General features: G+C 65.2%; 17 protein-coding genes and 1 pseudogene. 11 read left to right on the forward strand and 7 right to left on the reverse strand.

Annotated elements, in window-relative coordinates:
* Window positions 1–4 precede the first annotated feature (4 nt).
* The 6 genes and pseudogenes from SC1_RS17135 to SC1_RS17160 all read left to right on the forward strand — a co-directional run bounded on the left by SC1_RS17135 (window position 5) and on the right by SC1_RS17160 (window position 5,224).
* Entirely contained in the window at window positions 5–1,129 is a 1,125-nt protein-coding gene (locus SC1_RS17135) for a glycosyltransferase family 2 protein (RefSeq protein WP_062185398.1), read from the forward strand.
* On the forward strand, window positions 1,117–2,229 hold the full coding sequence (locus SC1_RS17140; protein WP_062185400.1) for a hypothetical protein: 1,113 nt from the start codon (window positions 1,117–1,119) through the stop codon (window positions 2,227–2,229). The genes SC1_RS17135 and SC1_RS17140 overlap by 13 nt, the downstream gene beginning before the upstream one ends.
* Window positions 2,230–2,339: 110 nt before the next feature.
* Window positions 2,340–3,620 (forward strand): phosphopantothenate--cysteine ligase family flavoprotein, encoded by a 1,281-nt coding sequence (locus SC1_RS17145; RefSeq protein ID WP_062185402.1) that lies wholly within the window; start codon window positions 2,340–2,342, stop codon window positions 3,618–3,620.
* A pseudogene (gene dut, locus SC1_RS17150) lies at window positions 3,583–4,044 on the forward strand (dUTP diphosphatase); the annotation flags it as partial. The gene SC1_RS17145 and the pseudogene dut, both read left to right, overlap by 38 nt.
* 77 nt (window positions 4,045–4,121) lie before the next feature.
* Window positions 4,122–4,871, forward strand: a complete 750-nt coding sequence (locus SC1_RS17155; RefSeq protein ID WP_062185407.1) for a HesA/MoeB/ThiF family protein — start codon at window positions 4,122–4,124, stop codon at window positions 4,869–4,871.
* On the forward strand, window positions 4,859–5,224 hold the full coding sequence (locus SC1_RS17160; RefSeq protein ID WP_062185409.1) for a DsrE family protein: 366 nt from the start codon (window positions 4,859–4,861) through the stop codon (window positions 5,222–5,224). The genes SC1_RS17155 and SC1_RS17160 overlap by 13 nt, the downstream gene beginning before the upstream one ends.
* Window positions 5,225–5,235: 11 nt before the next feature.
* Here the strand turns inward: SC1_RS17160 and SC1_RS17165 are convergent, their stop codons facing one another.
* From SC1_RS17165 to SC1_RS17195, 7 genes are all read right to left on the reverse strand, one after another.
* The gene (locus tag SC1_RS17165) at window positions 5,236–5,958 is read right to left on the reverse strand and encodes a class I SAM-dependent methyltransferase (RefSeq protein ID WP_062185411.1); all 723 of its coding nucleotides are present in this window, start codon (window positions 5,956–5,958) and stop codon (window positions 5,236–5,238) included.
* On the reverse strand, window positions 5,958–7,085 hold the full coding sequence (gene prfB / locus SC1_RS17170) for a peptide chain release factor 2 (protein WP_062185413.1): 1,128 nt from the start codon (window positions 7,083–7,085) through the stop codon (window positions 5,958–5,960). Before prfB ends, SC1_RS17165 begins: the two co-directional genes overlap by 1 nt.
* A 72-nt stretch (window positions 7,086–7,157) precedes the next feature.
* The gene (locus SC1_RS17175; RefSeq protein ID WP_062185415.1) at window positions 7,158–9,677 is read right to left on the reverse strand and encodes a penicillin-binding protein 1A; all 2,520 of its coding nucleotides are present in this window, start codon (window positions 9,675–9,677) and stop codon (window positions 7,158–7,160) included.
* Window positions 9,678–9,739: 62 nt separating this feature from the next.
* On the reverse strand, window positions 9,740–10,363 hold the full coding sequence (locus tag SC1_RS17180) for a TetR/AcrR family transcriptional regulator (RefSeq protein WP_062185417.1): 624 nt from the start codon (window positions 10,361–10,363) through the stop codon (window positions 9,740–9,742).
* Entirely contained in the window at window positions 10,360–11,505 is a 1,146-nt protein-coding gene (locus SC1_RS17185) for a DSD1 family PLP-dependent enzyme (RefSeq protein WP_062185419.1), read from the reverse strand. The genes SC1_RS17180 and SC1_RS17185 overlap by 4 nt, the downstream gene beginning before the upstream one ends.
* Window positions 11,502–12,755, reverse strand: coding sequence for a D-arabinono-1,4-lactone oxidase (locus tag SC1_RS17190; protein ID WP_062185421.1), 1,254 nt, complete (start codon window positions 12,753–12,755; stop codon window positions 11,502–11,504). Before SC1_RS17190 ends, SC1_RS17185 begins: the two co-directional genes overlap by 4 nt.
* 667 nt (window positions 12,756–13,422) lie before the next feature.
* Complete coding sequence (locus tag SC1_RS17195; RefSeq protein WP_368389951.1) at window positions 13,423–14,424, reverse strand: N-acetylmuramoyl-L-alanine amidase; 1,002 nt, start codon at window positions 14,422–14,424, stop codon at window positions 13,423–13,425.
* A gap of 568 nt (window positions 14,425–14,992) precedes the next feature.
* Between SC1_RS17195 and SC1_RS17200 the strand changes: the two genes are divergently transcribed.
* The 5 genes from SC1_RS17200 to SC1_RS17220 all read left to right on the forward strand — a co-directional run bounded on the left by SC1_RS17200 (window position 14,993) and on the right by SC1_RS17220 (window position 25,203).
* Entirely contained in the window at window positions 14,993–17,659 is a 2,667-nt protein-coding gene (locus tag SC1_RS17200; RefSeq protein WP_193749210.1) for a ribonuclease E/G, read from the forward strand.
* Window positions 17,660–17,805: 146 nt separating this feature from the next.
* Window positions 17,806–19,209, forward strand: a complete 1,404-nt coding sequence (locus SC1_RS17205) for a M48 family metalloprotease (RefSeq protein WP_062185423.1) — start codon at window positions 17,806–17,808, stop codon at window positions 19,207–19,209.
* Between the two features lie 56 nt (window positions 19,210–19,265).
* Window positions 19,266–20,864, forward strand: a complete 1,599-nt coding sequence (locus SC1_RS17210; protein ID WP_062185425.1) for a DsbA family protein — start codon at window positions 19,266–19,268, stop codon at window positions 20,862–20,864.
* 11 nt (window positions 20,865–20,875) lie between these two features.
* Window positions 20,876–22,690 (forward strand): sulfotransferase, encoded by a 1,815-nt coding sequence (locus SC1_RS17215; protein ID WP_062185427.1) that lies wholly within the window; start codon window positions 20,876–20,878, stop codon window positions 22,688–22,690.
* Between the two features lie 140 nt (window positions 22,691–22,830).
* A complete protein-coding gene (locus tag SC1_RS17220; protein WP_062186913.1) occupies window positions 22,831–25,203 on the forward strand; it encodes a TonB-dependent receptor in 2,373 nt (790 codons plus the stop codon).
* Window positions 25,204–25,327 lie beyond the last annotated feature (124 nt).

The following is a 25,327-nucleotide window of genomic DNA, read 5'->3' on the forward strand; positions in this document are numbered from 1 at the left end:
TTTCATGCGCCACGACACCCTGATTGCCGAAACGATCCTCCCCGTCGACGCGCTGCCGCTCGAGGTTGCGGTCGTCGTGCCGACGCTCAACGAGGCGGGCAATGTCGAAAGGTTGATCGAAAAACTCTCGGTCGTACTCGCCGGGCGCGGATGGGAAGTCGTATTCGTCGACGACAATTCGCCCGATGGAACAAGCGAACTGATACGCCGCATCGGCCGCGGATCGCGGCATGTGCGGATCGTCCAGCGCGTGGGCCGCCGCGGCCTGTCATCGGCGGTTGTCGAAGGCATATTGGCGACGGCGGCCCCCGTGATCGCGGTGATGGACGGCGATCTTCAGCACAGTGAGGATGCGCTGCCGCAGCTGATCGACGCGATCGCGAACGGCGCCGATATCGCCGTTGGAACGCGCTATGTCGCAGGCGGCGGAATCGGCGACTGGGACAAGGACCGCGCCCGTATGAGCCGGCTTGCGACGCGCGCCGGGCAGATCGCGCTCGGCACCGATGTGAGCGACCCGATGAGCGGCTTTTTCGCGGTTCGCCGCGACGCCTTTGAACGCGCGCTGCCGCGCCTGTCGGCGATCGGCTTCAAGATATTGATCGACATATTGGCGTCGAGCCCGACGCCGCTGAAGGTCGCCGAAATCCCCTATCAATTCCGCACGCGCGAGGCGGGCGAAAGCAAGATCGGCGCACGCGTGATCGCCGAATATGCCGAGCTGATCGCCGACAAGACGATCGGCCGTTTCATCCCCGTCCGTCTGCTCAAATTCCTGATGGTCGGCGGGATCGGCGTATTCGTCCATCTCGCGGTGCTGCGCACGATCCTCGGCACTGGCAGCGCCTTCGTCACCGCGCAGACGGCGGCGGTGATGACCGCGATCGCTTTCAATTTCTTTCTCAACAACAGCTTCACTTACGCCGATCGCAAGCTCAAGGGCTGGCGCGTCGTCGGCGGCCTTGCCAGCTTCTATGCGATTTCGGCACTGGGCGCGGTCGCCAATATCGGCATCGGCACATGGATGGCGGGGCATGACGAGCGCTGGTGGGTCGCCGGGGTTGCCGGCGTCGTGGTCGGCGCGATCTGGAACTTCGCAATGTCGTCGGCGCTGACATGGCGCAAGTAGCGACCGCAAAGCGAGACTGGAACCGCTTCGCCGGCGTCTCGCGCCCGGTCGCAGCGGCGATTCTCGGCCTGCTCGTGCTGCTGATGGCGTGGGGAGTTGCCGGCGGCGTCGGCCGCGATCATGTCGAAGTCGCAAAGCCCTCTTCGGCGCATTTCGACGGACTCGTCGGCGATCATGCGCTTTATGCGCGCATCGCGCAGCGGGTTGAGGCGGGAGACTCCTATTATGCCGCGGCGGCGGCCGAACACCGCGCCGGCAATTATCCGCTGCGCCCCTTCGTCGCCGTTCGTCTGCCCACGCTCGCCTATATCGTGGCCGCGCTTGGCGAGCAGAAGGTGCAGTTCGCACTTCTCCTTATCGGCGGTGCCGCGGTCCTTGCGTGGTATCGGCGGCTGCGAACCGAACCGGACCTCCCGCGCACCGCCACGATCGGTGCCCTGTTCGTCGCTGCGAACCTGACGCAGTTGGCCGCACGCGAGTGGCTGTTCATCCACGAAGTCGCGGCGGGCGCGCTCGTCGCGCTCGCGCTCGCGCTCTATCGCCCCGCCCGCCCATGGGCCGCGATGGCGGTTATCGCGGCCGCGCTCGCGATCCGCGAGACCGTATTGCCGGTCGCAATGCTGTTCGGCCTCTTCGCATTGATCGACCGCGACTGGCGTGCGGCAGCGGGATGGCTCGCGATCGGCCTTTGCTTCGCCGCCGGCCTTGCGGCGCATATCGCGGCACTGGCGACGGTCACGACCCCCACCGATGCCGCGAGCCAGGGCTGGAACGGGCAAGGCGGCTGGATCGCCTACGTGTCGTTCGTCCAAGCCTCGTCGCTGCTCCGCTTCTTCGCGGGATGGGTCGGCGCACTGCTCGTTCCGCTCGCGCTGCTCGGCTGGGCGGCATGGCGTTCACGCCTGGGGCTGGCGACATTGCTGATCCAGCTTGGCTATGCGGCCCTGCTGATGGTCTTCGCGCGGCCCGCCAATTTCTATTGGGCGATGCTCGTGACGCCGACCCTGTTCATCGGGCTCGCCTTCGCGCCCGCCGCGCTCGCCGAAATCATCCGTTCGCTGCGCGGTGAAAAGCGAACTGTTCGAGCTGCCCCCGTTTAAGGCGTGCGCTTGAACTGAAGCCAGGAAGCGCATAACTGATGCGCGAAGGAGACGGCGATGAATCACCCCCTGTCGATCGCCCGCCCTAGCGCGCAGGCCTGCCACCGCTGATGCCCGCGCCGCGCATTCTTCTGATCATCGGCGGCGGCATTGCCGCGTACAAGAGCATCGAGCTCGTCCGGCTGCTGCGCAAGGGCGGATATGTCGTCCGCTGCGTGATCACACGTGCGGGCGAGCAGTTCGTGACGCCGCTGACGCTCGCGGCACTGAGCGAAAACAAGGTCTACACCAGCCTCTTCGACCTCAAGGATGAGGTAGAGATGGGGCATATCCAGCTCAGCCGCGAGGCCGACCTGGTCGTCGTCGCGCCCGCGACCGCCGATTTGCTGGCCAAAATGGCGGCGGGGATCGCCGACGACCTTGCAACCACGTTGCTGCTTGCCACCGACAAGCCGGTGCTCGCCGCGCCCGCGATGAATGTGCGCATGTGGCTGCACGCCGCGACGCGGCGCAATATCGCGACGCTGCGCGGCGACGGCGTGACGGTGATGGAACCCGACGAAGGCGAGATGGCGTGCGGCGAATATGGTCCGGGCCGGCTGCCCGAACCCGCGGTGATCAAAGATGCGATCGACGCGGCGCTTGCCAACGCACCCACGCCGATTCCGCTGACCGCTCCGGAGGCGCTGGCGGGCCAGCCCGATTTTGCGCCCGCGAACCGCCGCCCGCTCTATGGCCGCCGCATTCTGATCACCGCGGGACCGACGCATGAGCCGATCGACCCGGTGCGCTACATCGCCAACCGCTCGAGCGGGAAGCAGGGCTTCGCGATTGCCGCCGCCGCCGCCGAGGCCGGAGCCGAAGTGCTGCTGATCGCCGGGCCCGTCCCGCTGCCGACCCCGCCGGGCGTGATCCGCGTCGATGTCGAAACCGCCGTCGAGATGGCGGCCGAAGTCGAGCAGGCATTGCCCGTCGATGCCGCGATCATGGTCGCCGCGGTGGCCGACTGGCGCGCCGCCGATACTGCCGCGCAAAAGATCAAGAAGGATGGCAGCGGGCAGGTTCCGCCGCTCGCGCTCGCCGAGAATCCGGACATCCTCGCCGGCCTCGCCAAATCGTCCGAACGCCCGAAACTGCTGGTCGGTTTTGCCGCCGAAACCAACGACGTCATCCCCCACGCGCAGGCGAAGCTCGCGCGCAAGGGATGCGACTGGATCGTCGCGAACGATGTCTCGGCTGATCCGATGGGTGGCGAAAGCAACCGGGTACATATCGTTAGCAAAGACGGCGTAGATAGCTGGGACCGGCTTCCCAAGCAGGCCGTCGCCCGCAAATTGATGGAAAAGATCGCCGATGAGCTCGAAAAACGTGCACTCCTTGAAAGAGATTGAGATCGCCATCCAGCGGCTGCCCAACGGCGGCGGTCTGCCCCTGCCTGCCTATGCCAGTGACGGCGCAGCGGGCATGGATGTCGTCGCGGCCGAGACGCTGACGCTGCGCCCCGGTGCGCGCTACGCGGTCGCGACCGGCTTCGCGATGGCGATCCCGGCGGGTTACGAGGTGCAGGTCCGCCCGCGCTCGGGCCTCGCGCTCAAGCATGGCATCACCTGCCTCAACACGCCCGGGACGATCGACAGCGATTATCGCGGTGAGGTGAAGGTGATCCTCGCCAATCTTGGTGACGAGCCGTTCGAAATCAGGCGTGGCGATCGCATAGCACAGATCGTCCCGGCGCCCGTCCAGCGCGCAGCCTTCGCCGAAGTCGAGACGCTCGACGAAACGGCGCGCGGCGCTGGCGGTTTCGGGTCGACCGGAGTCGAAAGCGACGCGGTTGACGAGACTGCGGATGCGGCGGGCGTCGCTTCGCTATCGGGCATCAAGCTGCGCTGACGGTGCTCAGCGACGCCGAACTCGACCGCTATGCCCGCCAGATCATCCTTCCGGCCTTTGGCGGTGCGGGACAGGCGAAGCTGAAGGCCGCGCATGTCGCGATTATCGGCGCGGGCGGGATTGGTTGTCCCGCAATTACCTATCTGGCGGCGGCGGGGGTCGGCAGGCTGACGATCATCGACCATGATGTGATCGAATTGTCGAACCTGCAGCGGCAGCCACTCTTCACCGACGCAGATATCGGCGCGCTGAAGGCCGATGTTGCCGCCCGCGCGGCGCAGCGGATCAACCCGCATGTCGAGGCCATCGCGGTCGCCGAACGACTGGACAACGGCAATGCCGAAGCCCTGTTAGCGGACGCGAACCTGATTCTCGACGGCTGCGACAATTTCGAAACGCGGCTGGCGGTGAACCGCGCCGCGGTCGCGCTGCGCATTCCGCTGCTGAGCGCGGCGATCGGCGCGTTCGAGGGACAGGTCGCACTCTATGAGGGCTGGCGCGCGGGGCACGCCTGCTATGCCTGTCTGGTCGGTAACGATCCCGACCGGCCGGGGATCAATTGTGCCGAAACCGGCGTCATGGGCGCGCTCGCCGGAATGATCGGCACCATGGCCGCGCTGGAGGCCGTACGCGCGCTCAGCGGCTGGGGCTCCGCGTTGACGGGACGGCTCGCGATCGTCGATATGCTCGACCGGCGCTGGCGCGAGGTCGGCGTGCCTGAGGATCCCGAGTGCCCGATATGCAAGGCCTGAACATCATTGTCGCGGTTGCCGAAGGGCGGCGGCTCTATGCGGCGCTAGAGGCGGGAATGGCGGCGGCGGCGCTGGGGCGTCCGGTGCGCGTCTTCCTGCAGGGCGAGGCCGCAGCGCTGCTGCGCGAGCCGGTGGCGTTCGCCGGCGACGAGGCGCGCCGCGCCGCTGGGCAGCCCGACCTCGCATGGCTTGTCGAGGAAGCGATCGCGATGGAAATCGCGCTTTTGGTTTGTCAATCGGGCATGGCGCTCGTCGGCTTGGCGGCGACCGAACTCGTGCCGCACGTTCGCGCCGCGGGGCTGGTCAGTTTCCTCGCCGAAGTCGGCGCCGAGGATCGTCTGATCGTCTATTAGGACGAGTGTCCTCAGGGATTGTCGCAGACTTTGATCGCATCGGGCTCGGGGCGTTTGCCCTCGGGCTCGAAGCGGGCGAGGTAGCCGCCGGCATGCTGCTTGTCGTCATAGGAAACGAGCTTGTAGCCCACAGCCTCGAACTCGCAGACGAGCAGGCGGAAGGGCGTGCCGTGCTGCGCGATCGGACGGTCGCCGTCGACGACGAGTATCTGCCCCCCCTTGCGAAGCGCGGGACGCAGGCGCCACAGGAAGGCGTAGGGTTCGCCGATCTCGTGATACATATGGACCATGAAGATTCGGTCGAAGCTCGCCGCGGGCAGGCGCGGGTCGTCGACCGCGCCGAGTTTCAGCGACACATTGTCGAGCCGCTCGCGCGCGACGCGGTCGGCAAGACGCTCGATCACCTCGGGAATGATGTCCTGCGCAAGCACGCGCCCGCTCGCGCCGACACGCTGGGCAAGCCGCACCGTATAATAGCCGTCGCCCGCGCCGATATCGGCGACGGTCATTCCGGGGCGGACGTCGGCCGAGTCCATGACATCCTCGGCCTCGTTAACGCGGTCGCGCGCCTCCTCGGTCGACCATTTGGTCGATACGGTCGGCGCCACCGGCCGGTCGGCAGGCGGAAAGTCGCGTGCGCTTGTCGCGCGGTCGCTGCCGTCATCCCAAGGCGCATCGCAGCTGCCAAGCAGCGGCAAAAGCACCAGCGCGGCAAGGACAACCGCGCCCCGCATCAGTCGATGTCTTCCACTTCGACCTTTTCGCCCGTCACCTTCTGCGACAGCGCCGCCGCCATGAACGGGTCGAGCGCGCCGTCGAGCACGTCACCCGGCGCCGTCGAAGTCACTCCGGTACGCAGATCCTTCACCAGCTGATACGGCTGGAGGACATACGAACGAATCTGGTGGCCCCAGCCGATCTCGGTCTTCGCCTGATATTCGCCCGACGCGGCCGCCTCGCGCTTCTGGAGCTCGGCCTCGTACATGCGCGCCTTCAGCATCCCCATCGCAGTCGCGCGGTTCTTGTGCTGCGAGCGATCGTTCTGGCTCGCGACGACGATGCCGGTCGGGATGTGCGTGATGCGCACCGCCGAGTCGGTCGTGTTGACGTGCTGCCCGCCCGCGCCCGAGGCGCGATAGGTATCGATCTTGAGGTCGCCTTCGTTGATCTCGATCTCGATATTATCGTCGATCACCGGATAGACCCAGACGCTCGAAAAGCTCGTGTGGCGCCGCGCCGAGCTATCGTAGGGCGAGATGCGGACGAGGCGATGAACCCCGCTTTCGGTCTTCGCATAGCCATAGGCATTTTCGCCCTTCACCAGCATCGTCGCCGATTTGATGCCCGCCTGGTCGCCCGCCTGATATTCGACCAGCTCGACTTTCATCCGGCGCTTTTCGGCCCAGCGCATATACATGCGCTGAAGCATTTCGGCCCAGTCCTGGCTTTCGGTTCCGCCCGCGCCCGCGTGGACTTCGATATAGCAGTCGTTCGCGTCGGCTTCGCCCGCGAGCAGCGCCTTGATCTTGTCCTCTTCGGCGCGCGCGGCAAGGACGCCAAGCGAGGCCACCGCCTCGTCGACCATCGACTCATCGCCTTCCATCTCGGCAAGTTCGATCAGTTCGGCGGTATCGGTACATTCCTTTTCGATCGCACGCGTCGCGGTGATCGCCTCGTCCAGCCGGCGGCGTTCGCGCATGACTTCTTGCGCCGCCTTGGCGTCGTTCCACAGCGTCGGGTCCTCGACCTTTGCATTCAGTTCGTCCAGCCGCCGCACCGCGCGGTCCCAGTCGAGAAAACGGCGCAGCAGCGCCAGCGCGGCGCCAATCTTGTCGATATGATCCTGCGCTTCGGCGCGCATGTCCTTGCTCCTGAAATATGTTGATCCCGCCCTTACGGCCTCATGAGCCGCAGGGGAAGGCGGTGCGCGGCGTCAGATGATGCCGCCGCGGTCGTCGAGGAAATCGCTGTCGGTACGGCCGGTCGACCCCTTTTGCGACGCGCCGCCGGTCGCCCGCCGCTGTGTCCTGATCGGCTTGATTTCTTCTTCACGGATCGTGCGGCGCGGTTCGCTCTCGGGCTTGAAGGCCTCCCAGATGATCGACGCCTTCGGATCGGTGCCCGGCCAGCTACCGTAAACGCGGCGGCCCGACTGGCGATCGATCCGCACCATCCGCACGCCCTTTGGCGCCGAAAACGGAATCGGCTGGCGGTCGGCAAGCGCGGCGAGCGCAAAATCCTTGAAGATCGGCGCCGCATAGCTGCCGCCCTGCGCATAGCCGCCCATGCTGCGCGGCTGATCGAAACCGATGTACATGCCAGCGATGACATCGGGGGAGCCGCCGACGAACCACACGTCGTTCGGGCCCGAGGTCGTGCCGGTCTTGCCGAACAGCGGCACGCCAAGGTCACGCAGCCGCACCGCGGTCCCGCGCTGGACGACGCCTTCAAGCATATGCACGACCTGATAGGCGGTGATCGGGTCCATCAGCTGCTTGCCCGACCGGGCGAAACGCGGCATCGGCCGGCCATCCCAGTCCTTCTTGTTGCAACCTTCGCACGGCCGCCAGTTCGCCGGGAAAATCACCTTGCCGCGGCGATCCTGCGCATAGTCGATCACGCGCGGCTTGAGTTCGCGGCCGTGATTGGCGAGCATCGCATAGGCGTTGGTCATCTTCTCGACCGTCGTCGACCCCGCGCCGAGCGCCGTCGACAAATAGGGCTCGTGCTTGCCGATGCCCATCGTGCTGATCATTTCGACCACCGGCTCCATGCCGATCTGGCTCGCGGTGCGCACCGTCATCAGGTTGCGCGACTGTTCGAGGCCCCAGCGCATCGTATGTTCGCCCGAGCCGCCCGCGCCGCCAAAGTTGCGGAAACATTTGTTGCCGAAACGCGCGCCCTGATAGACGCAGAAGGGCCCGTCGACGATCATCGTCGCGGGCGTCATGCCATTGTCGAGCGCCGCGGCGTAGACGAAGGGCTTGATCGTCGACCCCGGCTGACGCTCGGCCTGCGTCGCGCGGTTGAAGGGCGACAGGCGCACGTCGAAGCCGCCCTGCATCGCATAAATCCGGCCCGAATGCGGGCTTTCAACGACCATCCCGCCCGATACTTCAGGGATGTTGCGAAGCGCATAGCTGCTGCCGCCGCTGGATTTGACGGCGATCAGGTCGCCTGGGCGCATTGCCGAAAAGGCGCTGCCGCCGGTCTTGCGATAACCCATTGTCGCGGCGCTGGCGGGCAGCGTCCCGGTGTCACCATTGGAAAAGCCGATTTGCGCCGCGCCCGCCGATTTCGACAGCACCGCGGCGATCCGCCAATTGTCATAGTCGATGCCGATGAAGCTCGACGCGAGGCGGCTCTGCCATTGGTCGTCGGCCTCGATCGCCGCGATCGGCCCCGACCAGCCCTTGCCCGCGTCGTAGCGCTGGAGCCCCTTGCGGAGCGCCATCGTCGCACCCTGCTGCATCTTCCCGTCATAGGGTGTGCGCACCCAGAGGCCGCCAGCATAGACGCTATGGGGGCCCTTGTCGGCAGTTTCCCCGAACTGGGCGATCAACTGACGCCGCACCTCTTCCATATAATAGCCGCCGACCTGCGCGATCGCAGTGTTGCCGCTGTTGGTAAGGCCGAGCGGCATCGCGCGCGCCGCGTCGCGCTGCGCAGTGCTGATCCAGCCATTGCTCTGCATCGACCCCAGCACGAAATTGCGGCGCGCCAGCGCCTCGCGCTCGAAACGCGCGCGGCCGTATTTTTCGGGTGCCTTGGGCAGGATCGCAAGGAACGCCATTTCGTGAAGCTGGAGCTGGTCGACGTCCTTGTCGAAATAGGCGCGGCTCGCAGCCTGCACGCCGAAGCTGCGGCGGCCGAGCGGGATTTCGTTGAGATAAAGCTCGAGAATCTGTTCCTTGGTCAGCGCACTCTCGATCCGCATCGCGAGAATCGCCTCGCGCACCTTGCGGCGATAGCTGAGCTCGTTCGTCAGCAGCAGGTTCTTCGCGACCTGCTGCGTGATCGTCGACGCACCGACAGGGCGGCCGCTGCTCGTCAAGTTGGTGACGATCGCGGTCGCGATGCCCGGATAGTCGATGCCGCCGTGGCTGAAGAAGGTCTTATCCTCGGCCGCGAGGAATGAACGCACAAGGAGCTGCGGATATTCGCTATATTCGAGCTGGACGCGCCGTTCGCGGGCGTAGCTGTGAACGGGCTTGCCTTCGCCGTCGCGGACCATGGTCGGCAGCGGCGGCTCGTAATCGCGAAGCTGGTCGACCGAGGGCAGGTCGCGCGCGAAAACCACCCACATCAACGCAAGGAAAAGGATACCCGCCAGCGCAAGATAGCCAAGCCAGCGGAACCAGCGCCGCGTCCACATATCGCGGACCCAGGCGATGACGGCATTGCTGTCGCGGCGCAGGCGAAGGCGGAAATTGGGCGGACTGTCGGCGGCCATATGTCCCCGCCTCTAAAGCCTGTGTCGACGAAAGGGAAGCGTGCATGCGGCGAGGCGCACGACTAGGCGCCCGTTGTCAGATCGAACAGCGTCGAGCGGAGCATTGCCGCCACTTCGGCGCGCACGGTGGCCGCTGAAACACGATCTTCCTCATAGAGCATTTCGTCGGCGGCGAAGCCGAGTTCGACCGCGAGACGCAGCCGCGACCAGAGCATCTCTTTGTCGATACCGTGAATATGCGGCACGCAGGCATCGGCGAGCCTACCAGTCACGTGCCGGTGCGATTCGAGCCGGACATGCACGAGGCGCGGCGTCGCGTGGAGCGCGCGCAGGATCCAAACCGCCCCCGGCTCGGCGCGCGTCACTGCGGCGTTTTCGGCCAGAAGCTCACCGATATGATCGGCCATGCCCGCTATCCCGCCGGGCGAATGGCGCGCGATCCAGCGTTCGAGCACATCGTTCTGGCCTTCCATCAACCGCCGCCCGAGCGCCTCGATGACCGCATATTTATCGTCGAAATAGCGATAGAGCGCAGGCGGCGTCAGCCCGGCACGCGCGGCGATCATGTTGGTCGAAATCCGCTCGAGCCCCACATCGGCAAGCAAGTCGCCCGCGACGTCGAGCAGCCGTTCGCGCGTCTGGCGCGCGCGATCCTGCTTCGGCGGCTGGCGGGCAGCGGCGATCACCGCGCCCGGCCGCGCGCACTCACTGGCCAGATATCGACGAGCGCGTCGCCCGCGACGACATGGTAATGATCATAGAGATTCACCGTCGGGTCGCAGTGCGGCACGGTCAGGCTGACCGGATCGCCGGGGCGGAGTTCATTTCCGATTTCGGGCGCAATCAGCGCGGCATGCTCGTCGCCCATGAACGCGAAAAAGGCGGTTTCGGGCGCGCCGCGCTGGACCACCGCAACGCCGCCGTCGGTCGACAGCGACTTGTAACCCGCGTCGATCGTGACGAGCCCGCTGTGATTGGCGCTGACGACGCGCGAATCGACGCTAAGCGAAACCTCGAAGGGCGGTTCGGCGCCATCGGCGATGTCGCAGTCCAGATATTGCTTGTCCATGAAGACATAGCTTCCCGCCTGCAATTCATTGAAGACGCCAAGGTCCAGGTCGATCCGGTGCGTACCGGTGCCCGATCCGGTCACGATGGACGGCGCGAAGGCTGCGTCGGTGAGCGCGGCGATGACCTCCTGCAGATAGGCGGTGCGTTCGACGATCGCGGCGCGGCGATCGGCATAGCTTTCGATATGCTGCTGCGACCCGCAGTAAAATTGCACCCCGCGATATTCGAGGTTCGCCGATGCGCTGATCGTCTTCGCGAGCGCCACCGCCGCCTCGGCCGAAGCAACGCCGGTGCGCGCGATGCCGGGGTCGATGTCGATGATTACGTCGAGCTTTGCGCCGGCCGCCCCCAACGCCACATCGAGGCGTTCGGCGATATTCGGATGATCGACGACCGCCATCAGCCCGTCCGCTGTTACCGCGAGCCGCGCGAGCCGGTCGATCGCCGCGGGCGCTGCAACGGGCGAAGTGATGAGGATGCCGGTCACCCCGCCCCCCGCCAGCGCCTCGGCCTCGCCGATCTTGGCACAGCACACGCCGACGGCGCCCGCCGCGATCTGACGCTTTGCGATATCGACGCTCTTGTGCGTCTTGGCATGCGGGCGCAGCGCGACGCCGCGGGCGGCCACAAGCGCCGCCATCGCCGCAATATTGCGGTCGAGCGCATCGACGTCGAGCACCAGCACGGGCGTGTTGAGGTCGGCGCGCGAGCCTTGCCGGCCGATCAGATGGTCGTGCAATTCACGGTCGGTCGTCATGCGAACAATGTCTCCAGGTGGGGGTTCAGAAATTTGCCGGTCGGATCGGCGCCGCGGCGCACCGCTGTATAGCGTCCCGCCATCGGGTAAAGCGCGGCGACGTCGGCACGGCTCAATGTGTGGCGCTTTGCCCAGTGCGGCCGGCCTCCGGCGCCGCGAAAGATTGCTTCGGCGTCGGCGAACAGGTTTCGCCAAGGCATTTTCGAATATTGATGCATCGAGATCGCCGCGACCGGGCCCGCGTTCATCGGGCTCATCCAGATATCGTCGGCAGCGACGGTGCGATATTCGAAGGGGAAGGTGACCGACAGCCGCTTCTTGCGGATCCAGCCGACGACCTCGTCGAGCGCCTCAAGCCCGACCGCGCGCGGCATTTCATATTCCATCTCCTCGAACCGGATCGTGCGATCCGACGGGAAGATGGCGTGCGCAGGACCACGACGCCGACCGCTGATGTTCGTCCGCATCATCAGGCGCTGAAGAAAGGGCGTCAGGAACGGCAGCCGCGCCGAAATGTCGAGAATGCGCCGGAACGTCGCCTCTTCCATGTCGGTCGTGCTCGGCGGCGGGTCGCAGGGGTCGCACGGATCGAGCGTTTTCAGGATCACATGGTCGCTGTGCGGGAAGAACCAGAATTCGATATGGCGGTGCTGCTGCGCCAGCGCGTCATAGCTTTCGCGGATTTCCGCCCAACGCCGCTTTTCGATCCGCTCTGAAAGACAAAAGGCTGGGACGACCGCAACCTCGATTTCGGTCGCGACGCCAAACAGGCCGAGCGACAGCCGCTGCGCCTGAAAGAGATCGGCGTTGGTCGCCGCATCGCACCAATGCGCCTCGCCATCCGCCCCGACGAGGCGGAACCCGCGCGCGAAAGTCGACAGAGAGCCCAGATCGACCCCGGTGCCGTGCGTGCCCGTCGCCATCGCACCGGCGAGCGACTGCGGGTTGACGTCGCCCTGATTGGCAAGCGCCAGCCCCTCCTCCCACAGCGCGGCGGTCAGGCGTCGGATGCTCCAGCCGGCGGGGATGCGCGCGGTGCGGCGGTCGGCGGCGACATGTATCGCGCCCGCCATATCGTCGAGGCTGACGATGAGCTCACCCGATTCGCACAGCGGCATGAAGCTGTGCCCCGCGCCGGTGACGCGCAGCCTATTCGCGCTGCGGACGAGCGCCGCCAGTTCATCCTCGCTTCGCGGACGCGCGACCTCGCCGTTCGCTGTGACGCTGCCCGACCAATTGCTCCACGCCATGCTTCTCTCCCGCGGTAAGCCACGCGAAGCTGAGCGCCGCAAGAAAGTTAGTCAAGACTATATTTATTCGTCTTGGAGACAGCTTTCGGCCGGAAGCGAGCAGATTCTCTCCTCGTCACCCCGGGCTTGACCCGGGGTCCCGCTAGAAGTCGGTGAGTGCGTCAAAAAGCGGGATCCCGGGTCAAGCCCGGGATGACGAGAGCGAAGAAACGACCGGAAACTAACGACGGCAATATGTGCCCCGGCGAAGGCCGGGGTCCAGGGCGGCAATCCGCACAGCTCGGCTTTCCAGAGCCCTGGGGCCCGGCCTTCGCCGAGGTACAACATAGTAGCAAACGCCCGCTTCCCACCCCAAACAGACATAGCCTCCAAAAAGGTCTTTCCTACATTATCTGGCCGTGCCAGCCTTCATCCGGCTCTTTCATTCGGTGAACAAAAAGCGGTCGCTGCCTAGCTTGCGGGTGCGACCATGATCGGACGTGCCGCGCACATCCAGCGCTCCGCGACTTGCAAATCGGGGCGTTCACAGGGCTGAACTTCCCTGAACTTTGGAATATTGCGCCGACCCGATCCCGGATCCAGCCGAGCGATATCCAAAGAGGGCAACGGCAACTCTCCACCCCTAGGCGGACAATATGGCAACCTCACTGCTGAGTACGAACCGCGCCTAACGAGCCGAAATCTGCCGCGCGAAGTGGAACTGCACCGCATTGCGCACGCCGCGCGCGACCTTTTTTTGGCCCGCCTGCGAACCGAGAAATTCGCTGTCATCCTTGTTCGAGATAAAGCCCGTTTCGAACAGGACCGACGGCGTGTCGGGCGCCTTCAGCACGATGAACGAGGCGAAGCGGTGCGCGGTGGTGCGGAACTTGACGTCGCCCGACGCCTCACGCTGCAGCAGCCGCGCGAATTCGGACGCGACATTCATCGTCTCGCGCTGGGTCAGGTCGAGCAGGATCGCCGACACATCGCCGCTGTGCGCGCCGAGATCGACGCCATTGATGACATTCGCCTTGTTCTCGCGCGCGGCAAGCCGCGCAGCCTCTCGGTCGGAAGCGACCTCGGACAAGGTATAGATCGATGCGCCGCTCGCCTGTTGATTCTCGGCAGCATCGGCGTGGACAGAGATAAACAGGTCGGCTTTCAGCCGCCGGGCGATGCCATAACGTTCTTCAAGCACCAGAAAACGGTCGTCTGCGCGCGTCAGCGCAACGCGCACGCGGCCCGAGGAAAGCAGATCGGCGCGGATCGCGCGGGCAAGCGCGAGCGTGATATCCTTTTCGCGTTTTCCGCTATGCGGGCTGATCGCGCCGGGGTCGTGCCCGCCATGCCCCGCGTCGATCACGACCAGCGGCAGGCGGTCGTTCGCCGGCCCCTCGATGCGCGGCAGCGCGACCGAAGGCTTCGGCTTTCCGATCGGAACGGTCACGCTGTATCGTTTTCCGGGGCGCTTGGCACGGAAACCCGCCGAAATCTGCATTTCGCCGCGCGGCCTGTCGAATGCCGGATCGACGATTGGCCGTCCCGCAACGACTGCGGACGGCGACGCGATCATGCCAAGCAGGGCGAGCAGGCTCATGGCGCGTCTATGCCGCCCGAAACGCGTCCCGGTCCAGCGCTTATTGAAAAACATGGCGTCGCCGGCCGCACGACGATGTGAATCATCCATTAGTCATCATGGGTCAAACCCACCGCAACCGGTGGGATTATCGGGCAATTCAACCCGTTTGCGGATGCGGGTTTTCTTGCAACACCCCCGCACCATCCTATCTTTGTGCGGTGGTTGTGGTTGCCGTCGACAGATGCCGATGCTAGCACGCCCTCACTGACGGTGTCGTTCCCGGTGCCGTCCGGCCTTTTGAGGGGAAGGCCTGCTCCGCGACTATGCGGATCATGGCCGCCTTGGTGCCGGACATGCGGGGAAGGGCGACCTGCCGCCAGTCCACCCGGTTGACCGGACAGTCGGGGCGTTCGCAAACGCCCGCCCTGCCCGCCCGCTCATCCCGTAACAGGTTGATGCCGCATGAGGCTTGCCATGCCCTCTTTGAATCCCGACGCGGGCGCTTTCGCCCCGGCCGTCGCCGGATTTGAAGACCGCATGCGCGTCCAGGACCGGACGCAGGCTCCTTTCGGCAATAACGTCTTTTTTCTTTTCACCCGTATCCGCCGTGGCCTTCCCTCGGGGAGGTTCGCGGGATTTTTTGATGGCGCGCTGAGGCGCGCTTGGAGTGTATCTAATGACCACGCGCATGTTGATCGACGCGCGGCACCGGGAAGAAACCCGGGTCGCCGTCACCAAGGGAAACCGAATCGAGGAGTTTGATTTCGAGTCCGCCGAGCACAAGCAGCTCAAGGGCAATATCTATCTGGCCAAGGTTACCCGTGTCGAACCGTCGCTGCAGGCGGCGTTCGTCGAATATGGCGGCAATCGCCACGGCTTCCTCGCCTTCAGCGAAATCCACCCCGACTATTACCAGATTCCAAAGGAAGACCGCGACGCGCTGCTGCGCGAAGAGGCCGAACATGCCGCCGCCGCCGCGCAGCGCGCGGAAGAGGATCTGGACGAACTCGAAGGCGATGTCGCCGACGTCGAATATCACGACGAAGACGAGAATGGCGATGCACCCGCACCCGAAACCATCGGCGAAGATGGCGACGGCGACGAGGATAGCGACGCCGATAATGGCGACAACGACGGCGAAGAAGGCGCTGAGGAAAGCGCAGAAGGAACCGGGGACGGCCGCGGCGACCGCAAGCGCCGCGGACGCGACGGGCGCAAGGGCGGCCGGGGCCGCGGCCGGGGCCGTCGGGGTGAAGACGAGGACGGCGAAAGCCGCATGTCGCTCCGCCGCCGCTACAAGATTCAGGACGTCATCCGTCGCCGTCAGGTGATGCTGGTGCAGGTCGTCAAGGAAGAGCGCGGCAACAAGGGTGCAGCGCTTACCACCTATCTGTCGCTCGCCGGCCGCTATTGCGTGCTGATGCCGAACACGATGCACGGCGGCGGGATCAGCCGTAAGATTTCGAACGGCGCCGATCGCCGCAAGCTGAAGGCGATGATCGACGAACTCGCGCTGCCGCCGACGATGGGCTGCATCGTCCGCACCGCGGGGATGAGCCGCACCAAGGTCGAGATCAAGCGCGACTTCGACTATCTCGCCCGCCTGTGGGACGAAATTCGCGAAAACACGCTGGGATCGAGCGCGCCCGCGCTGATCCATTCGGACAGCGACCTGGTGAAGCGCGCGATCCGCGACATTTATCACAAGGATATCGAGGAAGTGCTCGTCGAGGGTGACGAGGGCTATAAGGCCGCAAAGCAGTTCATGAAGCTGCTGATGCCCAGCCACGCGCGACGCGTGAAACAATATGCCGACCCGGTGTCGCTCTATCAGCGCTACGGCGTCGAGGATCAGCTCGCGGGGATGCTCAATCCCGTCGTCCAGCTAAAATCTGGCGGCTATCTGGTGATCAACCCGACCGAGGCTTTGGTGTCGATCGACATCAACTCGGGACGCTCGACGCGCGAGCATAATATCGAGCAGACGGCGCTCAGCACCAATCTTGAGGCCGCGCACGAGATCGCACGCCAGTTGCGCCTGCGCGACATGGCCGGGCTGGTCGTGATCGACTTCATCGACATGGATCATGGCTCGAACGTCCGCAAGGTCGAGCGCGCGATGAAGGACGCGCTGAAGAACGATCGCGCGCGCATCCAGGTCGGCCGCATTTCGGGCTTCGGCCTGATGGAGATGAGCCGCCAGCGCCTGCGCACAGGCGTGCTTGAGGCGTCGACGCGCCCCTGCCCCCATTGCGAAGGCACCGGCCTTGTCCGCACCGCCAGCTCCGCGGGTCTCAGCGCGCTGCGCCTGATCGAAGAGGAAGCGGCACGCGGCAAGGGCAACAAGATCACCCTGCGCGCAAGCCAGGAAGCGACCTTCTACCTGCTCAACGAAAAGCGCCGTGAACTGCGCGAGATCGAAGAGCTTTATGGCGTTACCGTCGAAATCTTGCCCGATGGCGAGACCGAGGGCGCGCGTATGGCGGTTGAGGTGAGCGGCCCGCCGCCGATCGCGCGCCGCAGCTTTGCCCCCATCGCCCCGATCGAGGACGACGACGACGATTATCCCGAGGACGAAGAAGAGGAAGCCGAAGAAGAGGCGACCGAAGAACGTCCTGCGCGTTCGCGCGACCGCGAGGAAGGCGCGCGCGAACGCGACGAAGGCGAAGGCGACGGTGAGGGCCGCAAGCGCCGCCGCCGCCGCCGCCGTGGCCGCCGCGGCCGCCGCGACGACGAGGGCAATGAAATCGTCGAAGGTGGCGAGGGCGGCGACGATCGCGGTGACGATATCGCCGACTCCGACGCCGAGAACGGCGAAACTGCGCCGGCAGAGGCTGTCGAGGCCGCTCCCGAAGCAGACGCCGAGGAAGCCGAAGCCAAGCCGCGTCGCCGCCGTGGTGGACGTGGCCGGAAAAAGACCGACGCGGTAGAGACCACTGACGACGCTGCAGCCGAAGCGGAAGCTGCGCCGGTAGAGGTCGCCGAAATCGCCGAGCCCGTCGCCGAAGAAGCCCCGGCCGCCGAGGAAAAGCCGAAGCGCAAGCGCGCGCCGCGCAAGACCAAAGCCGCTTTGGCCGCCGAAGCCGAGGCCGCGGAAGCTGCGGAAGCGCCGGTTGTGGAAGCACCCGCCGCCGAGACGCCTGCCGAAGCCGAAGTCGAACCGGCCAAGCCCGCGCCCAAAAAGCGCGCGAGCCGCGCGAAGAAGGCGATCGCCGCCGAAGCTCCAGCCGAACCCGCGACCGCGGGCGAAGCCGAGCCGGTTGCAGCGGATGCCGACGGCGAGAGCGAAGGCCCCGACGGCGAACCCCGCCGCGGCTGGTGGCAGCGTACGTTTGGCAATTGATCGTCCACGCCGATCGAGTGGCAACTGATATCAGGGCCGATTGATCGCATAAGCACGATCTGCATCTTGCGTTCGCGCGACCTGCCCCCCAATAAGCCCTCATGGCTTCACTCGGGGTTCAGGCGCGCGGCGCAAGAGAGGCGGGGATGACTGCCCCCTCCCTGCAACCCGCGCTCGGAACGCACAGGCTGCGCTCCATTTTCCGTATCGCGCTGACATTGCTTGCGATGTTCGCCATCGCGTTGCGCCCGGCGGCGGCGCAGTCGATCCTGCGCGACGCCGAAACCGAGGCCTTGTTCCAGGACATGATGGACCCGCTGCTCGTCGCCGCGGGGCTCAAGCCCGGGCAGGTGCGCGTTCACCTGCTCGGCGACCGCAGCATCAACGCCTTTGTCGCCGGCAGTCAGGACATCTATGTCTTCAGCGGGCTGATCGAAGCCGCGGACAGCGCCGAAGAGGTGCAGGGCGTGCTGGCGCACGAACTCGGACATGTGATGGGCGGCCACGCGATCCGCGTCAATGAAGGCGCCAAGACCGCGACGGGCATCTCGCTTCTCAGCTTGCTTCTCGGCGCCGCGGCGATTGCGGCTGGCGGCGGCGAGGCCGGCATGGGGATCATGATGGCGGGCCAGCAGGCCGCACTCGGCAAGTTCCTCGCGTTCAGCCGCGTGCAGGAATCGACCGCCGACGCCGCAGGCGCCCAATATTTGTCGAAGGCCGGAATCAGCGGCCGTGGCAGCCTGGCCTTCTTCAAGAAACTGCAAAACCTGGAGTTCCGTTACGGGGTAAAGCAGGACGACGATCAGGCTTATGGCCGGACGCACCCGATGTCGGGCGACCGCATTCAGGCGCTGCGCGAAGTCTATGTCATCGATCCCGCGTGGGAAAAGCCCGCCGACCCGAAGATCGAGGCCCGTTTTCAGCGGATCAAGGCGAAGCTGTCGGGCTATATCGCCGAGCCCGAACGTACATTGCGCAAATTCCCCGAGAGCAACACGACCATCCCGGCGCGCTACGCCCGGGCTTATGCCTGGCACAAAAGCGCCTATCCGCAAAAGGCGCTGACCGAGGTCGAAGGTCTGCTCGCGACAAACCCGAACGATCCCTATTTCCTCGAACTCGAAGGACAGGTTCTGCTCGAATCGGGGCGGCCGAAGGAAGCGATCCCGGCACTGCGCAAGGCCGTGACCCTGTCGCGGTCACAGCCGCTGATCAGCGCGACGCTGGGCCATGCGCTGATCGCAACCGAGGATCCGGCAAACTATGCCGAAGCCGAAGAGGTGCTGAAAACCGCCGTTGCGCTCGACAATCAGAATCCTTTCGCCTGGTATCAGCTTGGCATCGTCTATGCGAACAAGGGCGATCAGGCGCGCGCCGCGCTCGCCTCGGCCGAACGCTACAGTCTTGAGGGTGGACAGTCGGGGCTCGCGCTGCGTAATGCCGAACTGGCGATGCAGGGCTTGCCCCAGGGCTCGCCCGACTGGATCCGTGCACAGGATATTTCACTGGTCGCTCGCGCCGAGGTGGAACGCGAGCGCAAACGGCGTTAGATTCGGGTGAAGACAGGGACGACGCGTCGCATTTCCGTGATGCTCGAGGGCGATAAGTGACCGATAAAAAAGACGATTATTACCAGCCATGGCTGCGCAACCCCGCACCGACGCCGACCGGCGGCGCGCCGGCGCATGACGAGGGATTGGCGAAACCGAAGGAGGAGCCGCCCGTCGGCATCGACCTCGCGCGTTACGGCGCCCCCGAAAAGCCGCGCGATCCTCTTGTAAAGCCGGAGGCGTTCAAGGCTGGCGCTGCGAATCTGTGGGACCGCATTCAGAGCGGCGCCGAAGCCTTTGCCGACTGGACGATCCGCGTCGGCGACCGCGCCGACATTCCCGCGCGCGTCGAAGCGATGGAAATCCCGCGCCGTTCGCGCGAACTCGCGGCAAAGACCGGCGCGCTGACGGCGCGCGCGGCTCGCGCTGCGGGCCGCGGGTCGGCGCAGGCGGGCCGCGCTGCCGCAAAAGCGAGCGGCGAAGCGTGGGAGAAAATGGCTCTTGGCGACAAGGTGGCCAAGCTGTCGAGCGAAGCCGGGCGCGGGCTCGGCGAAGTCGCGGGCAAGACCAAGGCCGGTGTGGTCGATATCGCCAAGGCAGGGGGCGAAAGCCTGCGCGACGGGATCGGCGATGCCGCAAGCAAGCTGCGCCCCGCACCGCGCGAGGAATTGGTCCCGCCGCCTTCCGGACTAGAACAATTGCTCGCGCGCGAGGAAGCCGCGGCCGCGCAGGCGAATGCGCCTGCGGCGCCCGATCTGCCGCTGTTCGCCGGCGACGCTGCGATCCCCGCTATTGCAAAGCCAGCCGCGGCGCATGCAATGGAGGGCGATGATCGCTCGCCGATTGCGCAGCCGGCGAAAAAAGCCGCAACGACCAAGGCGATGTCGGCGCAAAGCTTGCCGCAGGTGAAGGGGATGGGGATGGAAGGCGTTTCAACGCGCCCATGGGCCATGGTCGCGGGCGGAATTCTTCTGCTCGCTGCCGTTTTTTGGCTCGGCGGGCGCTTCGGCGGCGGAATGAGCAAAAGCGAGGTCGAGACGATCGTCGCCGACTATATCAAGGCAAACCCACAGATTATTCCCGAGGCGCTCGAAGCGCAGCGCAATGGCGAAATAGCAAAGGCCATCGACGCGATCCGCCCAGCACTCGAAAAACCCTATGCCGGTGCGTGGGCGGGCAATGCCGACGGCGACGTCACCCTCGTCGTCTTCACCGATTATGCGTGCGGTTTCTGCCGCGCGAGCGTGCCCGACGTCGACCGCCTGATCCGCGAGGACAAGCGGCTGAAGGTCGTGTTCCGCGAACTGCCGATCATCGCACCGCAAAGCCGCGACGCCGCGATCATGGCGCTCGCCGCAGCGCGGCAGGGCAAATATGACGCCTTCCACCACGCGATGTTCGCGGCGGGTTCGCTCGACAAGGCGGCGATCGCTGCGGTCGCCGAAAAGGTCGGCGTCGTTACCGACGGCACCGCCGACGCGACCGCGAACGAGGCGCTGTTCCAGCGCGAGCTCGACAGCAATCTTGCGATCGCGACCCAACTGCAGCTCAACGCCACCCCGACGTGGATCATCGGCAACCAGCTGTTCCAGGGCCAGATCGGTTACGACGGGCTGCGCCAGGCGGTGGCGAAAGCCCGCGCGGCGAAAAGCTGAGGCCGGCGCATTTGGCGACCGTCACCCATGATGAAGCGCTCGCCAACGCCCGCCGCCTGCTGAGCAGCGAGCCCGCCGCCGCGCTTGCGCAGGCGCAGGCGATCATCGACGCCGTCCCGACGTCGGCGGCGGCGCATCGTCTCGCCGCCCATGCACTGCGCGCGCTACGCCGCGAGGCGGAAGCGCAGGCCGCGTCGCTTGCCGCAGTCGGTGCAACGATCCACGACGAAGCGATGGTCGATGCCGCGATCGCGCTCGCCGAGGACCGACTGCCCGACGCCGAGGGGGCGCTGCGCCAGCGGCTGCGCGAGGATGCGACCGACGTCGCCGCGATCCGCATGCTCGCCGAGGTCGCGGGGCGGATCGGGCGTTACGACGATGCCGAAAAATTGCTGTCGCGCGCGCTCGAACTCGCGCCGGGTTTCGGTGCCGCACGGGCCAATCTCGCAACCGTCTATTACAAGCAGAATCGCTTCGCCGACGCGGCGGCGACGCTCGATGCCGTGCTCGGCGACGATCCCGACAACCCCGCCCACGCGAATTTGCGCGCCGCGGCACTCGGGCGGATCGGGGGGTATGACGAAGCCCTCGCACTCTATGAAGAACTGACGCAGCGCTTCCCCAATCATGCCAAGCTGTGGATGAGCTATGGCCATATGCTCAAGACCGTGGGGCGCCAGGACGACAGCATCGCCGCCTATCGCCGCGCGCTTGCCGCCGATCCGGGACTCGGCGAAATCTGGTGGAGCCTTGCGAACCTCAAGACGATCCGCTTCGATGCTGGCGACCGCGCCGCGATGGAGGCCGCACTCGTCGCAGCCGAGCCTGACGGCGACGCGCGCGACGACGACCGGCTTCACCTGCATTTCGCGCTCGGCAAGGCCTATGACGATGCGGCCGAGCACGAGCCGGCGTTTCGGCATTATGCGGCGGGCAACGCGATCCGGTCTGCCCAGCTTGGCTATCGTGCCGCCGAAACAAGCGCCGCGGTCGATGCGATCATCGCCGCCTGCACCCCCGAATTCTTTGCCGCGCGCGCCGGTGCCGGCGACCCCGCGCCCGATCCGATCTTCATCCTCGGCATGCCGCGCGCCGGATCGACGCTGATCGAACAGATTCTTAGCTGCCATTCGGCGATCGAGGGCACGATGGAACTGCCCGACATCCCCGCCCTCGCCCTCGGCCTGGGCCGCGAGGCGTATGGCGACGGCCGCCGTTGGATCGAGGCGCTGGCGGATACGCCGCACGAACGGCTGGCCGAACTGGGGGCCGACTTCCTTCAGCATACTGCCGTGCAGCGCAAGACCGGCAAGCCCTTCTATATCGACAAGCTTCCGAACAACTGGCTCTATACCGGCTTCATCCGCCTGATCCTGCCCAATGCGAAGATCATCGACGCTCGGCGGCATCCGCTCGACTGCTGCTTTTCGAACTTTCGCCAGCATTATGCCAAGGGGCAGGCATTCAGTTACGGCCTTGCCGACGTCGGCGGCTATTATCGCGACTATGTGCGGCTGATGGCGCATATCGACGCGGTGCAACCCGGCCGCGTCCACCGTGTGATCCATGAGGCATTGCTCGACGATCCCGAGACCGAAGTGCGCGCGATGCTCGCCTGGCTGAACCAGCCTTTCGAAGAGGCGTGCATGGCGTTCCACACCAATGCCCGCGCAGTACGGACGGCGTCTAGCGAGCAGGTGCGGCGGCCGATCAACCGCGACGGGGTCGGGCAGTGGCAGCCATATGAACAATGGCTCGCCCCACTGAAACAGGCCCTGGGGCCCGTTCTGGACACGTATCCCGCAGTTCCGGTCGGGTTGCGCTAAGTCGCCGCACGACAAAACGTTGCCTTTGGGCAACAGCATGCGACATTTTCGACCAACAACTTCGGCGCGGCACAACAATGCTTGCGCTTGCGGTGCGCCGCGTCATTCTCGTCACATCACTGTCATCGAGGGGGAACTCCATGCGGAAACTATCGACAGTATTGACCAAAAGCGGCGCATTTCTGCTCGGCACCACAGTCCTGTGCACATCGGGAGCGGCGCTGGCGCAGCAAAGCAACACCGACGACGATCGCGACATCGTCGTTACAGCGTCGAAGCGCGAAGAAAATCTGCAGGACGTCCCTCTCGCGATCACGGCGATCGGGACCGAGCGGCTCGACGAGCTGCAGGTCAAGGAATTCCAGGACGTCGTCAAATTCCTGCCCTCGGTAACGATCCAGACGCTCGCGCCGGGGTTCAGCCAGGTCTATTTCCGCGGCGTCGCATCGGGCGAGAACGCCAACCACTCGACCTCGCTCCCGACCGTCGGCACCTACCTAGACGAAATGCCGATCACGACCATCCAGGGCGCGCTCGACATCCACGCCTATGACTTTGCGCGCGTCGAGGCGCTCGCGGGGCCGCAGGGCACGCTTTATGGCGCGAGCTCGATGGCGGGCACGATCAAGCTGGTCACCAACCGGCCCGACACGAGCGGAACCTATGGCTCGGCGGGGCTTGAGCTCAATACGGTGTCGCACGGCGGCATCGGGGGGGTTGCCGAGGGCTTTGTCAACGCCCGGCTCAGCGATCGCGCTGCCCTGCGTCTCGTCGGCTGGTATCGCCACGATGCGGGCTATATCGACAATATCGCGGGAAGCCGAACTTATCCGTCTAGCGGCGTGACCCAGACCAACGACGATCTGGTCGAGAAGGATTATAACACCGTCGACACCTATGGCGCGCGCCTTGCGCTCGGTATCGAACTCGACGACGACTGGACGATCCGTCCTACGCTGATGGGGCAGATTCAGAAAGCCGACGGCAGCTTTGCACAGGAACGTTCATCCGCAGTGACGCGCAGCCTGCAGACGGTCCAGTACAACCCCGAACGCAGCGACGATAAATGGATCCAGGCCGCGCTGACGATCGAGGGCAAGATCGGAAGCTGGGACCTGACGGTGACTGGCGGCCACCTGCGCCGCAAGACACTGACGGACAGCGACTATTCGGACTATGCGTATTTCTATGACGCGCTCTTTGGGTCAGGGGCCTATCTCTATGACAATGCGGGCGATGTCATCAGCCCCAATCAATATATCCAGGGCATCGATCGCTATCGCCGCAATTTCGGAGAAATCCGCGTCGCCTCGCCCGCCGACGCGCGCATCCGCTTCATCGGCGGATTGTTCTACCAGCGCCAGTCACACAATATCGAACAGCATTATATCATCGACAATCTGTCCGACGATCAGCAGGTGCCGACCACGATCGACAATATCTGGCTGACAAAACAGCTGCGCGTCGACCGCGATTATGCGGCATTCGGCGAACTCAGCTTCGACATCACCGAAAAGCTGACGCTTACCGGTGGCGGCCGCCTGTACAAGTTCGACAATAGCTTGGTCGGCTTCTTCGGATACAATAATCCGGGTTTCAGCAGCAATCCGGTCTACGCTTGCCAGGGACCGGCCGTGGTCGACGGGTCGCCCTGCACCAACCTCGACAAGCGGACGAAGAAGACCGACTTTATCCACAAGCTGAACCTGACGTACAAATTCACCGACGATGTGATGATGTATGCGACATGGTCGCGCGGTTTCCGCCCTGGCGGCATCAACCGGCGCGGCTCGTTGCCGCCCTATGGTTCTGATACGCTCGACAATTATGAACTGGGGTGGAAGACCAGCTTCGGCCCGGTCCGCTTCAACGGGGCCGTCTATCAGGAGGATTGGAAGAATATCCAGCTTTCCTTCCTCGGCGCCAACGGCCTCAGCGAAGTGCGCAACGCGGGCATCGCGCGGATTCGAGGGCTTGAGGCTGATGTCAGCTATCGCGCGGGCGGCTTCTCGCTCGGCATAGGCGGCAGCTATAACGACGCGACGATCCGCCGCGATTTCTGCGCCATTGCAAACGCCGATTTCGACTGCACCACACCCGGCAACGCCGAGCTCGCGCCGTCGGGATCGCGCCTGCCGGTCACCGCGAAATTCAAGGGCAACGCGGTTGCGCGCTATGAATTTCCTATCAGCGGGTTGGACGGCCACGTCCAGTTTGCGGTCAACCATATCGGCAAAAGGCGGTCCGACCTTCGCACGCTCGAAAATGACATCGTCGGCGATTTCAAAGCCTATACGACCGCCGATTTCAGCATAGGCGTGAAGGGCGAAGGCTGGGATGCCGAATTGTTCGCGACCAATTTGTTCGACAGCCGCGGCGTGATCAACAGCGCGGTCCAGTGCGGCGAGACGGTCTGCGGCGATGCCGATGGCGACACGGCGAATGGCGGCGTCTTTTACGACAATGTCATCCGTCCGCGGCTGATCGGGATCAAGGTAAGCAAGGACTTCTGAGCAACCCGCCGGGGCGCGGCGCAATATCCGCCGTGCCGCGCCCCGGACACCATTCCCCACCCGGGGCATGGACGAACAGGTCCCGTTCGGACGGTATCGACGCCCGGGTCGATCGCGACCGGAC

The organism is Sphingopyxis sp. C-1, from assembly GCF_001047015.1.
In the GTDB taxonomy this organism is placed as follows: domain Bacteria; phylum Pseudomonadota; class Alphaproteobacteria; order Sphingomonadales; family Sphingomonadaceae; genus Sphingopyxis.

Excerpts from the sequence above, each read along its gene's own strand:
- SC1_RS17135 (WP_062185398.1), top strand. The coding sequence starts at position 5 with ATGCGCCACGACACCCTGATTGCCGAAACGATCCTCCCCGTCGACGCG.
- SC1_RS17140 (WP_062185400.1), top strand. The coding sequence starts at position 1,117 with ATGGCGCAAGTAGCGACCGCAAAGCGAGACTGGAACCGCTTCGCCGGC.
- SC1_RS17145 (WP_062185402.1), top strand. The coding sequence starts at position 2,340 with ATGCCCGCGCCGCGCATTCTTCTGATCATCGGCGGCGGCATTGCCGCG.
- SC1_RS17160 (WP_062185409.1), top strand. The coding sequence starts at position 4,859 with ATGCAAGGCCTGAACATCATTGTCGCGGTTGCCGAAGGGCGGCGGCTC.
- SC1_RS17165 (WP_062185411.1), bottom strand. The coding sequence starts at position 5,958 with ATGCGGGGCGCGGTTGTCCTTGCCGCGCTGGTGCTTTTGCCGCTGCTT.
- prfB (WP_062185413.1), bottom strand. The coding sequence starts at position 7,085 with ATGCGCGCCGAAGCGCAGGATCATATCGACAAGATTGGCGCCGCGCTG.
- SC1_RS17175 (WP_062185415.1), bottom strand. The coding sequence starts at position 9,677 with ATGGCCGCCGACAGTCCGCCCAATTTCCGCCTTCGCCTGCGCCGCGAC.
- SC1_RS17185 (WP_062185419.1), bottom strand. The coding sequence starts at position 11,505 with ATGACGACCGACCGTGAATTGCACGACCATCTGATCGGCCGGCAAGGC.
- SC1_RS17190 (WP_062185421.1), bottom strand. The coding sequence starts at position 12,755 with ATGGCGTGGAGCAATTGGTCGGGCAGCGTCACAGCGAACGGCGAGGTC.
- SC1_RS17195 (WP_368389951.1), bottom strand. The coding sequence starts at position 14,424 with ATGGATGATTCACATCGTCGTGCGGCCGGCGACGCCATGTTTTTCAAT.
- SC1_RS17200 (WP_193749210.1), top strand. The coding sequence starts at position 14,993 with ATGACCACGCGCATGTTGATCGACGCGCGGCACCGGGAAGAAACCCGG.
- SC1_RS17205 (WP_062185423.1), top strand. The coding sequence starts at position 17,806 with ATGACTGCCCCCTCCCTGCAACCCGCGCTCGGAACGCACAGGCTGCGC.
- SC1_RS17220 (WP_062186913.1), top strand. The coding sequence starts at position 22,831 with ATGCGGAAACTATCGACAGTATTGACCAAAAGCGGCGCATTTCTGCTC.